Origin of the sequence: Microbacterium sp. NPDC089190, assembly GCF_040701795.1 — a bacterium.
In the GTDB taxonomy this organism is placed as follows: domain Bacteria; phylum Actinomycetota; class Actinomycetes; order Actinomycetales; family Microbacteriaceae; genus Microbacterium; species Microbacterium galbum.
The window spans coordinates 517219-529492 of the sequence record NZ_JBFBHF010000001.1 but is presented as its reverse complement, the minus strand read 5'-3'; the positions used below and the strand labels follow the sequence as shown (position 1 = coordinate 529492).

At 70.2% G+C, this 12274-nt stretch carries 10 protein-coding genes; 6 read left to right on the top strand and 4 right to left on the bottom strand.

The genetic code is table 11. From position 1 onward, the window contains the following. Positions 1-100 precede the first annotated feature (100 nt). The 4 genes from glf to AB0230_RS02710 are packed head-to-tail and all read left to right on the top strand — an operon-like array spanning position 101 to position 4841. The gene (gene glf, locus AB0230_RS02725; RefSeq protein WP_315993328.1) at positions 101-1237 is read left to right on the top strand and encodes a UDP-galactopyranose mutase; all 1137 of its coding nucleotides are present in this window, start codon (positions 101-103) and stop codon (positions 1235-1237) included. Positions 1238-1244: 7 nt separating this feature from the next. Beyond that, positions 1245-3287, top strand: coding sequence for an acyltransferase family protein (locus tag AB0230_RS02720; protein ID WP_366373827.1), 2043 nt, complete (start codon positions 1245-1247; stop codon positions 3285-3287). A gap of 22 nt (positions 3288-3309) precedes the next feature. Beyond that, entirely contained in the window at positions 3310-4101 is a 792-nt protein-coding gene (locus AB0230_RS02715) for an ABC transporter permease (protein WP_315993326.1), read from the top strand. Continuing rightward, positions 4101-4841 carry an ABC transporter ATP-binding protein gene (locus AB0230_RS02710; protein WP_315993325.1) on the top strand — a complete coding sequence of 247 codons (741 nt, stop codon included), beginning with the start codon at positions 4101-4103 and terminating at the stop codon, positions 4839-4841. Before AB0230_RS02715 ends, AB0230_RS02710 begins: the two co-directional genes overlap by 1 nt. 10 nt (positions 4842-4851) lie before the next feature. On the opposite strand, the gene AB0230_RS02705 is transcribed toward AB0230_RS02710, so the two are convergent. From AB0230_RS02705 to AB0230_RS02690, 4 genes are read right to left on the bottom strand one after another with little or no spacing between them, the layout of a single operon-like run. Beyond that, the gene (locus AB0230_RS02705; protein ID WP_315993324.1) at positions 4852-5817 is read right to left on the bottom strand and encodes a glycosyltransferase; all 966 of its coding nucleotides are present in this window, start codon (positions 5815-5817) and stop codon (positions 4852-4854) included. Positions 5818-5819: 2 nt separating this feature from the next. Next, positions 5820-7733 (bottom strand): glycosyltransferase, encoded by a 1914-nt coding sequence (locus AB0230_RS02700; RefSeq protein WP_363578717.1) that lies wholly within the window; start codon positions 7731-7733, stop codon positions 5820-5822. Between the two features lie 51 nt (positions 7734-7784). After that, positions 7785-9161, bottom strand: coding sequence for an O-antigen ligase family protein (locus AB0230_RS02695; protein WP_366373824.1), 1377 nt, complete (start codon positions 9159-9161; stop codon positions 7785-7787). Further along, positions 9158-10558 (bottom strand): O-antigen ligase family protein, encoded by a 1401-nt coding sequence (locus tag AB0230_RS02690; protein ID WP_363578719.1) that lies wholly within the window; start codon positions 10556-10558, stop codon positions 9158-9160. Before AB0230_RS02690 ends, AB0230_RS02695 begins: the two co-directional genes overlap by 4 nt. A gap of 61 nt (positions 10559-10619) precedes the next feature. Here AB0230_RS02690 and manA point away from each other — a divergent pair, with 61 nt between their 5' ends. Next, on the top strand, positions 10620-11783 hold the full coding sequence (manA, locus tag AB0230_RS02685; RefSeq protein WP_366373822.1) for a mannose-6-phosphate isomerase, class I: 1164 nt from the start codon (positions 10620-10622) through the stop codon (positions 11781-11783). Between the two features lie 143 nt (positions 11784-11926). Then, a complete protein-coding gene (locus AB0230_RS02680; RefSeq protein ID WP_058232110.1) occupies positions 11927-12250 on the top strand; it encodes a WhiB family transcriptional regulator in 324 nt (107 codons plus the stop codon). Positions 12251-12274 lie beyond the last annotated feature (24 nt).

Genomic DNA, 12274 nt, shown 5'->3' with positions numbered 1-12274 from the left:
CGCTGACCCGCCCCTGAAGGCCGCGGCGAGGTGCCCCTTTAGACTGGAGGGGCGCGGGATCGCTCTCCGCGTGTCCGCGACACGAAAGACGCACCACTTCATGGATCTCCTCATCGTCGGCTCCGGCTTCTTCGGTCTCACGATCGCCGAGCGCGCGGCCGCTGCGGGCCGCAAGGTGACGGTCATCGATCGTCGTCATCACATCGGCGGAAACGCCTACTCCGCGAACGAGCCCGAGACGGGCATCGAGGTGCACCAGTACGGCGCGCACCTGTTCCACACCTCCAACCCGACGGTGTGGGAGTACGTCAACCGCTTCACCGACTTCACCTCGTACGTCCACCGCGTCTACACGACGCACAAGGGCGTGGTGTTCCCGCTGCCGATCAACCTCGGCACCATCAACCAGTTCTTCCAGGCCGCCTACACGCCCGACCAGGCGAAGGCGCTCGTGCACGAGCTCGCCGGCGAGTTCGACGCGAAGGATGCCGCGAACCTGGAGGAGAAGGGCATCGCCCTGATCGGACGCCCGCTGTACGAGGCGTTCATCCGCGACTACACCGCGAAGCAGTGGCAGACCGACCCGAAGGACCTCCCCGCGGAGGTCATCTCGCGGCTGCCCGTGCGGTACACGTACGACAACCGGTACTTCAACGACACCTGGGAGGGTCTCCCGGTCGACGGATACACCGCGTGGCTGGAGCGGATGGCCGATCACCCGAACATCGAGGTGAAGCTGTCGACCGACTACTTCGACGAGGCGCAGCCGCTGAACAAGAAGGCGACCGTCGGTCAGGTGCCGGTCGTCTACACCGGTCCGGTCGACCGGTACTTCGACTACGCCGAGGGCGAGCTGTCGTGGCGCACGCTCGACTTCGAGCAGGAGGTGCTGCCGATCGGCGACTTCCAGGGCACCAGCGTCATGAACTACGCCGATGCCGACGTGCCCTACACGCGCATCCACGAATTCAAGCACTTCCACCCCGAGCGCGCGGACCGCTACCCGACCGACAAGACGGTGGTCGTGCGGGAGTACTCGCGCTTCGCCACGCGCGCCGACGAGCCCTACTACCCGGTCAACACCGCCGACGACCGCTCAGGTCTGCTCGCGTACCGCGAGCTCGCCAAGGGCGAGAGCGAGGTGTACTTCGGCGGACGCCTGGGCACCTACCAGTACCTCGACATGCACATGGCCATCGGGTCGGCGCTGTCGATGTGGAACAACCAGCTCGCGTGACGGATTCGTGCGTCTGACGCTGCGTCCGCAGACCCTCCCGTCGATCGGCGGGAGGGCGGACGAGGGGCGGTGGGCGTATCGGCCCGACGTCGACGGCCTCCGTGCCGTCGCCATCCTCCTCGTCGTCACGTACCACGTGTGGTTCGGACGCGTCTCGGGCGGGGTCGACGTCTTCCTGATGCTGTCGGCGTTCTTCCTCACCCGGGGGTTCGTCCGGCGGATGGCCGGGCCCAACCCCGTCCGACCGCTCCCTCACCTGCTCGGTATCTTCCGCCGCCTTCTGCCGGCCGCGGCGGTGACGCTCGCGGGCGTCCTCGCGCTCGTCTGGTTCACCTACCCTCCTACCGCCTGGCGCGCGGTCTGGGATCAGACCTGGGCGTCGCTCGCCTACGTGCAGAACTGGGTGCTCGCGGCGGATGCCGTGGACTACTACGCCCGCACCGAGATCCCGAGCCCCCTGCAGCACTTCTGGTCGATGTCGGTGCAGGGGCAGGCGTTCGTCCTGTGGGTCGTGCTGCTCGGACTCTGCCAGCTCGTCGTCCGCCGGCGCGGCCTCTCTCCCGACCGGGTCGTGGGTGTCGTGTTCGGCGCCGTCTTCGCGCTGTCGTTCGTGTACTCGGTGGTGCGCACCGCGACGGCGCAGGAGATGGCGTACTTCGACACGGGGGCGCGGCTGTGGGAGTTCGCGGCCGGGTCCCTCCTGGTCGTCGCCCTCCCGCACGTGCGCGTCGGCGCCGTCGCCCGGGCGATCCTGGGATGGGCCGGGCTGGCGGGCCTGCTCGTCCTCGGCGCGGTGCTCGACGTGCGCGGCGGCTTCCCGGGGTTCCTCGCGCTGTGGCCGGTCCTGTGCGCGGCCGCGATCGTCGTGTCGGGGTCGGGCGATGACCGGGGCAGGGGGCCCGCGCGGTTGCTGTCCTCCCGGCCGCTGCAGGCGGTGGGGCGCGACGCGTACGCGCTGTACCTCGTGCACTGGCCGATCCTCGTCACCTTCCTCGTCGTCAACGAGCGCGTCGAGGTCGGTCTCGTGGGAGGTGCCGCGATCATCGCGCTGTCGCTGCTGCTCGCGCGCGCGTTGACGTGGGCGGTGGATCGACCGGTGCGCGCGTGGCGTCGGTCGGACAGCTCGCCGTGGGTGCCGGTCGCGGTGGTCGCCGTCGCCGCGAGCGTCGTCGCCCTTCCCCTCGGCGCCTGGCAGGTGTCGACGTGGGCGCAGGAGCGGGCGATCGAGGCGCAGGCCGTACGCGACAACCCCGGTGCCGCGGTGCTGCGCGATCCGTCGCTGGCGGAGATCCCGACGGATGCCGAGCTGCTGCCCCTCCCGACCCTGCTCGACGACGAGTGGGTCCAGTTGGAGAACCCGTGCGCCGGTCGATGGAGCGTCGACACGGACATCCTCCTCGGCACGTGCTTCGAGACCGCTCGCACCGCACGAGCCGGTTTCACGATCGCGGTCATCGGCGACTCCCACGCGCAGCAGATCACCGGAGCGCTGCTGCCGCTCGCGGACGAGAACGGGTGGGGAGTCGTCAGTCTCATCAAGGGCGGCTGCTCGATGGGACTGGCGGAACCCGGAATGGACGAGCGCTGCGACGCGTGGCGCGAGGAAGCGATCGATCTCGTCGAGCGGGTCGCGCCCGACGCCGTCATGACGGTCGTCACGCGTTCCGACGCGGGGGAGGACGACGAGGTCGTGCGCCCCGGCATCGAGCTGTTCCTCGATCGCATGGGGGATGCCGGCATCCCGGTGCTGGCGGTGCGCGACAACCCGCGGTTCGCGTTCGACATGTACGGCTGCGTGATCGACGCGGACGATCCGCTCGACTGCGCCGCACCCCGTGCGGCGTCCCTCGCCGACGAGAACCCCGCCCGTGTGCTCGACCGCCCGGGTGTCGACCTGCTCGACCTCACTCCCTGGATCTGCCCCGACGACCTGTGCGTCGGCGTCATCGGCAACGTCTCCGTGTACCGCGACGACAACCACCTCACGCGTCTGTACGCCCGCACCCTCGGTCCCTCGCTGGCCGAGCAGCTTCCGTCCAGCCTCGGATGACGCGCCCGCATAGGATTTCGTGGTGACTTCCGCCGCCGTCGGCGCCCCCGGATCGGTGCGGCGCTCGCTCCACTCCCTGTGGCTGCTGTCGGCGCGCGACCTCCGCGTGCGCTATTCGACGAGCGCCCTGGGTTACCTGTGGTCGGTGCTGGACCCGCTGGTGATGACCGGCATCTACTGGTTCGTGTTCACGCAGGTCTTCCACCGGTCGGTCGGAGAGGACCCCTACATCGTCTTCCTCATCACGGCGCTGCTGCCGTGGGTGTGGTTCAACTCCGCGGTCACCGACTTCACCAAGGCATTCAAGAAGGACGCCCGCCTGGTGCGCTCGACCGCGATCCCGCGGTGGATCTGGGTGAACCGCATCGTGTTGAGCAAGGGCATCGAGTTTCTCTTCTCCGTGCCGGTGCTCGCCCTGTTCGCCGTCTTCGGTGGAGCGCAGGTGTCGTGGGCGTTGCTGGCGTTCCCCCTCGCCGTGCTGCTGCAATCGATCCTGCTGGTGGGACTCGGATTGATCGTCGCGCCCCTGTGTGTGATGTTCGGCGACCTCGAGCGCACCACGCGCCTCGTGTTGCGCGCGCTGTTCTACGCCTCGCCCATCATCTACGGCGTCGGCAATCTCCCCGGGGTCTTCGCCGACATCGCCGCGTTCAACCCGCTCGCCGGCATCTTCACCCTCTACCGCGTGGGCTTCTTCCCCGACCAGTGGGACACCCTGACCGTCGTCGTGGGCGCGGCGGTGAGCGTCGGCATCCTGGTCATCGGCCTGATGGTGTTCCCGCGTCTCGAGCGTCCCGTGCTGAAGGAGCTGTGATGACGCGACCCGCCATCGAGGTCGAGGGCCTCGGCGTCCGCTTCCGCCGCAACCGCCGTGGCAGCCGCAGCCTCAAGGATCTGTTCGCCGGCTCCGCGCGCCGTTCGCGTCCCGACGAGTTCTGGGCCCTGCGCGACGTGTCGTTCCGCGTACAGCCGGGCGAGTCCATCGGCGTGGTCGGGCGCAACGGCCAGGGCAAGTCGACGTTGCTCAAGCTCGTCGCGGGCGTGCTGCTGCCGGACGAGGGCGGCGTCGAGGTCGAGGGCGGTGTGGCACCGCTCATCGAGATCACGGGCGGTTTCGTGGGTGACCTGACCGTGCGCGAGAACGTGCGCCTCACGGCGGGACTGCACGGGATGCCGCGTGCGGAGGTCGCGCGTCGCTTCGACGACATGATCGCGTTCGCCGAGATCGGCGACTTCGTCGACACGCCCTACAAGCACCTCTCCAACGGAATGAAGGTGCGCTTGGCGTTCTCGGTCGTCTCGCAGCTGGACGAGCCGATCCTTCTCGTCGACGAGGTGCTCGCCGTGGGCGACCGTGCGTTCCGCGAGAAGTGCTACCGGCGCATCGACGAGATGCTCGCCGCGGGACGCACCCTCTTCTTCGTCAGTCACAACGAGAAGGACCTGCGCCGCTTCTGCACGCGCGGGCTCTACCTCGACCGCGGCGCCTTGCAGCTGGACGCCCCGATCGCCGAGGTGCTCGACCGCTACAACACCGACTACGCCACACGCTGAGCGCGAGCGCTCAGGACGCGGGCTGCGCCTGCTCCAAAGGCGGCATCGGCTTCCACGAGGAGTCGCGGGCGATCGCCCGTCCGTCGCGGAGCCCCCGGAAGAGGTGGCTCGTGCCGCGGACCTTGCGTTCGACGACGACGAGCCGGATGAGCTCCTTGACGAAGGTCAGCGCGGTGCCGGTGAGGAAGGGCAGCGGCCGATAGACGCCCAGCTCGCGGTAGTACTTCGCCAGATACGCGCGGTTGCGCATGATGAAGTACCGATAGGCGTCGCTGGAGGCGTTCATGTGGCGGATGCCCATGTCCCACTGCTTGATCTCGCGCGTGCGGCGCAGCACGAACTCGTTCACGATCACCGAGGGTGTCTGCCGGGAGGCGAGCCATCCGTAGAGCTGGTCGTCCCAGTAGATGAAGAAGCGCGGGTCGGGCAGGCCGATCTTCGCGACGATGTCGCGGTGGATGAACATGCCCTCGAAGCATCCCGAATTCATCGGCTTGTAGCCCGAGGAGTCGAAGCCGGCCGGGGCGAAGGGGATGGGGATCGCCATCGACTCCGCCACGCGGTACTGCCAGTAGAACTCGCTGCCGTCGGAGTCGTACCGACGACCCTGGATGCTGCGGAAGCGCGGCGCCCAGTGACCCATGCGCGCCAGTCCGTCGGAGACGACCTCGACATCGTCGTCCATCAGCCAGATCCACTCGGATCCGAGGTCGTACGCCACGCGCATGCCCTCGCTGAACCCGCCGGATCCTCCGGTGTTGGTCTCGAGTCGGCGGTAGACCAGCGTCGTGGGCAGACGGTCGCGGAAGGATTCCACGACCGCGGTGGTGTCGTCGGTCGAGGCGTTGTCGACCACCACGAGATGCCCGGGCGCCGGATCCATCTGCTCGATGCTCTCGAGCAACCGGGTCAGCAGGGGCGTGCGGTTATAGGTGACGACGACGATGGTCGCCGACGTCGGATCGAAGGATGCCACGGTCAGGAACGCTCCTCGAAGGTGGCGCGCCACTGCGATTCGGAAACGAGATCGGGCAGGGCGCGACGGTAACGGCGGGAGAGGGAGGGCCACTCCCGCTGCAGGCGGCGGTGCAGCCGCCAGCTGTCGACGAGCATGCGGCGGAACAGCGCGCGGTCGCGCGTGTAGATGTTCTTCCCCGACCCGTCGGCGGCGCTCACGAGGGCGCTGTCGTACAGCGGAACGCGCCACCAGTTGGCGTCGCCCTTGCCGAACTCGACCTCGGGCTGTTCGACGTTCTCGGGGCGCGGAGTGTGGAACCAGTGCGAGAGGAGCGTGCGCAGTGTGAAGGTGCGCAGGGCGATGCCGGTCGGGCTGTCGAACTGATGGTTCTTCAGACGCTTGAACACCTGCCGACCGCGGCGGGAGCGCAGCGGGACGCCGGAATCCTTGTGGATGACCGTCTCGGGATGCTTCTTCGCGACGGCACGGGCGGCGGGCATCGCGGTGGCGAGGTTCGCCCGCATGTGCTCGGGGCCGGAGAGGATGTCGCGCAGCGCACGGTGGCGCAGCTCCACCGGGTAGTACTGCATCATCATCAGGTGCTTGAGGTCGACGCGTCGACTGTGACGGATGAGCGTGCCGCCCTGCGGGGAACGCGAGTGCAGCAGTGCCGACACGATGCGGTTGCGGGCGTGGAAGTAGGCCTGCCAGTCGATCGAGTCGTCTTTGCCGAGCCACGACACGTGCCAGAGCGCCACGCCGGGGACCGAGACGGTGGGGTAACCGGCATCCCGCGCCCGCACGCAGAACTCGGCGTCGTCCCACTTGATGAACGCGGGCAGGGACAGCCCGATCTCCCGCAGGATGCTGGTGGGGATGAGGCACATCCACCAGCCGTTGTAGTCGGCGTCGAGGCGCATGTGCAGCAGGGGGGACTGGCGCAGGTTCGCGACGCTGAAGTCGTGGGGGAGGCGCTCCTGGAACAGCGCTCGCCACATGAACGGGGCGTCGTCGACGACCTCGGCCCACGCGTGCAGCTTGGGTCGGTCGAGCAGGTCGAACATGTGCGCGCCCACGATGGTGGGCACAGAGGCGTAGCGGCCGAAGACGACGGAGCGTCGGATGGATTCGGGCTCGATGCGCACGTCGTCGTCGAGGAGCTGCACGAAGTCGCTCCCCTCCCGGGCGAGGGTCTCGACCATCGCGCGGGCGAAGCCGCCCGAGCCGCCGAGGTTGGGCTGGCGCACCACCTCGAGGGTCTCACCCAGGCGTCCGGCGACCGCGGGGAACGCGTCCTGGTCGGCGACGAGATCGGTTCCCTGGTCGATGAGGAAGACCCGGTCGATCACGTCGAGAGCGTCGGGGGAGTCGGCGAGAGCCGTGAGCGTCTCGACGCAGTAGTCGGGCTTGTTGTAGGTGGTGATGCCGATGCTCGCCTTGCCCGCGCGGACCGGTTCCTGCTCGGTGGTCCACTCGGCGCCCTCGAACATCGCGTCGGCGCGGTCGGCGGCGACGTCGAACCAGATCCACCCGCCGTCGCTGTACTGGTCGAGCACGAGGTCGAAGGAGGATTCGTTCGCGTCGCCGCGCACCTCACGGGTGTCCAGGCGCTGCTTGGTCCCGCCGCCGTTCGAGCGGTAGACGAGGATCGTGGCGTCTCCCGTGGTGCGCACCGTGAGGCGCACCTGCCGGACGGCGGTCCAGTGCTGCCAGTACGACGCCGGGAACGCGTTGAAGTAGGTGCCGAACGACACGCGCCGACCCGCGACGATGCGCGCGCGCGTGCGGTCGAGGATGTTGCTCAGCTGTGCGACGTTGGTGACGCGCACCGGCTCCTCGTCGATCGTCGACCATGTCTCGGGGTCGACGTACAGGGGGAGAAGGTCGGGATCGCGGTCGAGCGGGAGCACCGCGTTCTGCAGGGTGTACGTCACGAAGAGGTCTTTCGTCTCAGGCGAGGGGGCCTCGGCGGGGCCGCCCGCAGTCTACCCGGCGTCACCGGCGCCGCCCTGAGCGTCGGGAGCCTGCCCGCGCCGCCCGTCGGGGCCGGGGCGGCCGTCGGTCGCGGGGCGGGCGGCATCCGTCATCCGCTGCTCGAGGCGCTCGCGCCACGACCGGGACTGCCCCGCCCGCACGGCGCACAGGGCGAGCAGGAGCCATCCCGGACCCGTGAGCGTGAAGCTCTCGAACAGCGACACGGTGAGCAGAGCGACCAGGATGAGCGGCGCCCAGGCGTGGACGACGGCGCGCCGCTCGCCCGCGACGAGCCATCCGCGTGCGAGGCCGAGGCCGCCGAGCGCCAGGAACAGCAGCAGGCCCACCCAGCCGAGCTGCAGCAGCACGTCGAGGTAGGCGTTGAGGGCCGAGGCGTGCCGCGCGCCGTCGGCGAGGGTGACGAGGGCGAAAGGGACGGCGTCGGGGTCCCACGCCCCGAACCACCCGAAGCCCTGGACGGGGCGGATGTCGGCGATGTCGAGGACGCGCGTCCACACGCGCGTGCGCGTCTCGAGGTCGTCCTGGGCCCCGAGGGCGGCGACCAGCGACGCCCGTGCGGCGTACGCGACGGCCACCACGACCGCCACCCCGATGCCGAGGCCGACCTGCACCCCGCGTCGTCGATCGGTCGGCACCCGCCGCACGCCCCACAGGGCGAGTGCCGCGACGGCCGTGACCAGCGCGACCACGATGACCGTCGGCGATCCGCTCAGCGCGGCCAGTACGCCGCCGAGCACGACGGATCCGATCGCGACGCCCACGCCGACCGACTGGGTGCGGAACTCCACGAGGAAGGTGATCAGCGCGGTGACGGTGACGAAGCCCAGCGCGTTCCGCGTGCCGAACAGGCCCTGGATGGGGCCGAGGTCGGCGATCGCCCCCTGGATACCGAGGAACGGGATGGGCAGATCGAGGAGGATGCCGCTGAGCACCTCGAGCCCGAGCGAGATGCCGAGCAGCCAGCGCAGGACGTCGCCGAGGGCGCGCACGGTCTGCAGGGCGTCGCGCACGTGGCCGATCACGACGGCCAGGAGGGCGATCCCCGCCAGCTGCATCCATCCGGCGAGGGCGGCGGTCGGCGCGGCGCTCCAGAAGACGCTCGCGGCGGCCCACGCCACCAGCAGCACGAGGGTCGTGGGGGCGAGGCGCACCATCTCGATCTCGTCGCGCCGCGCGAACAGGATCGCCGCGCCGAGGATGCACAGCCCCGCGAGGACGGTCGCGAGCGTGACCGCACCCGCGACGGCGGTCAGGGCGAAGCCGCCGAACACCGTGGTGAAGACCGTCAGGGTGAACGCGCGGGCGAGCGCCGCCGAGGAGAGCAGGGAGAACAGGCGAGGGCGGAGCGCGTCGGGCTCCGCGATCACGGGGCGGGTCTTTGCAGTTCGCCGCGTTCGATCGAGATGCTCTGCTCGCTGGGCCCCACTCCGACCAGCGGCGTCTGCTTGATCTTCGCGCCGAACAGCACCACGAACATCCAGCCCCACAGCAGCAGCGGGCCCGACTCGGTGAGTCCCTGCACGACGAGGAGGGCGCCGATCAGCGTGGGCAGGAGCGTGAGCGGGGAGTGCGGGCGGTCGTCGCGGAGGTCCCACCGCGGCCGGTCGACGGCGAAGAACCACGAGCGCCAGACGTAGGCGAGGTACACGAGCGCGAGGAGCACGACGCCGACACCGCCGAGCTGGAGGTAGACGTCGAGCCACATGCTGTGCGCCTGCACGACCGTCTGGCCGTGGTCGACGATCCAGCCGTCGATCAGCGGTTCCGAGGCGATCCAGGGGGTCGAGAAGCCCCAGCCGATCACGGGATGCTGGTCGGCGCGGGCGATCACGTCGGCCCAGATCCCTTCGCGTCCGGTCAGATCGGCGCCGCGCCCGAGCAGGCCGAACAGGGCGTCGCGGCCGAACCACAGCGCAGCGGCCGCACCGAGACCGATCGCCGCGTAGAGGAGGTACCAGCGGGTGCGCTCGCCGGGGCGCCGCGCCGTGCGCATCACGAGCACGGTGCCGAGCACGAGCGCGACGAACGCGGCGGCCAGGAAGGCGGTGGCCGACCCCGCGCGCACGAACAGGAAGGCGGCGATCGCGATCCACACCCCGAGCAGCACCCGTCGGGGGGCGCCCACGGCCAGCCGGATCGCGAACACGATGATCGCGACGAGCATGACGGCGGCGAGGAGGTTGGCGTTGCCGAACACGCCCTGGATGCGGCCGCCGTCGAAGAGGTTGTCGCGCGACCAGTAGACGATCGGATCCAGGCGCTCGTCGGGGATCACGAAGCCCGGGAGCACCGGCCCCCGCACGAACACCGACACCACGAGCTCGAAGAGCAACGACAGCCCCACGATCCATTTGGCGGCCGACGCGACGGCGCGAACGACGTCGCGCCAGGTGAGCACGGCTCCCACGAACAGGCCCTGGAAGGTCGTGATCACCAGCAGGAGCCAGGTGAGCACGGATGCCGCCGGCCAGGCGCTCCACGCGAGCGACGCGGTGGCCCACGCGACGTAGCCGAACGCCAGCCACGGCAGGCGGCGCACGGCCAGCGGCGGTCGGGTCACGAGCCAGAGGATCGCGGAGACCACGGCGGAGGCGACGACGACGACGGCCGTCGGCACGGGGCCGACGGCGTTGACGAGTCCCACACCGCCCAGCGCCAGCACGAGGACGAACACGCACCAGGCGCGCAGCAGCAGGTGCCCGGTCGTCTCGCGCGCAGGCGCGGTCGGCAGCGCCGACACCGGGTGGTTCGTGTGCATCGCCATGGTGATCTCAGGGTAGCGGGCGGCATCCGGGACCGTCCGGTCCGACCACTAGGCTGACGCCGTGCTGATCCCGATCTCGAACACGCCCCGCGACTACGCCTGGGGCAGCCCCACGCTCATCGCCGACCTCGAGGGTCGTGAGCCCTCCGGTGCTCCCGAGGCCGAGGTGTGGTTCGGCGACCACCCGGGCTCGCCCGCGCGGGTGCACGACGGCTCGGAGCGCACCCTCGACGCGTGGCTCCCGGCCGCCGCCGGCGAGCACGGCGTGCCCGCCGCGCTTCCTTACCTGCTGAAGCTCCTGGCCGCCGGCGCGCCCCTGTCGATCCAGGTGCACCCCTCGAAGGAGCAGGCCGTCGAGGGCTTCGCGCGCGAAGAGGCCGCGGGGGTCCCGCGCGATGCGGGCGAGCGCAACTACAAGGACGACAACCACAAGCCCGAGGTCATCGTGGCGCTGAGTGAGACCTTCACCGCTCTCGCGGGACTCCGCGACATCGAGCGCACGCGCGCGCTCGTCGCGACCCTCGGCGAGGCCCCGGGCGTGCAGACGCTGCGCACCCACCTGTCCGCGCCCGACGCCGCCGACGCCCTGCGCGCGAGCATCGCCTGGCTCCTCGGCGAGGCCGACGCGACCGCGATCGAGCAGATCGTGGATGCCGCGGCATCCGCCGATCCGGGGGAGTTCGCCGCCGAGCTGGCCCTGACCCGCTCGCTGCACACCGCCTACCCGGCAGACCCCGGCATCGTGGTGGCGCTGCTGATGAACCTCGTCGAGCTGCGGCGCGGTGAGGCGATCTTCGTGCCCGCCGGCGTGCTGCACGCCTACGTCGCCGGTCTCGGTGTGGAGATCATGGCCGCGAGCGACAACGTGCTGCGCGGGGGGCTGACCCCCAAGCACATCGACGTGGACGAACTGCTGGCGCTGGTGGACTTCCGGCCCGCCGAGCCGCCGTTCCTGCGGGCGACTCCGGCGGGCGACGGTGCCGAGGTGTTCGCACCCGGGATCGCCGACTTCGCCCTCGGGCACCTGGCCGCCGAGGCGTCGGGGTCGCTCGACCTGCGCGGCGTCGCGATCGCGCTCGGCGTCGCCGGGGAGGCGACGATCACCGGAGCCTCGGGCGCGCAGGTCAGCCTGAAGCCCGGGCAGGCCGCGCTCGTGACCCCCGACGAGTCCCCGTTGTCGGGCGACGGTGGCGGCGAGGTCTTCGTCGCGATGCCGGGGGCCTGATCGCGACACGCCGTGAGGGGGTGTGAAGCTTCACCTCGGCCTTGAGGGTTTACGATCCGCGACTTGACCAAACCGAATCACACGGGTGTAATTATGTCTACGCGGAACCGCGTCATGGGGGCTTGAACGAGGCGGAGGACGATATGGCGACGTCGCAGTACCGGTCCGGTGTCCCGGACAACTGGTTCGTAGACCCGGTCGATCTGGGAGTGCCCGGCGTTCGCCGAGACATCGACGCGACCGAGGAGAACACCCTCGCCTGGCAGACCGACGCGCTGTGCTCGCAGACCGATCCCGAGGCCTTCTTCCCGGAGAAGGGCGGATCGACCCGCGACGCGAAGCGCATCTGCACCTCGTGCGACGTCAAGAGCGAGTGCCTCGAGTACGCCCTGCAGAACGACGAGCGCTTCGGCATCTGGGGCGGTCTCAGCGAGCGCGAGCGCCGCAAGCTCAAGCGTCGCGCCTGATCCGCCGCCCGTCGCCCTCGGGTG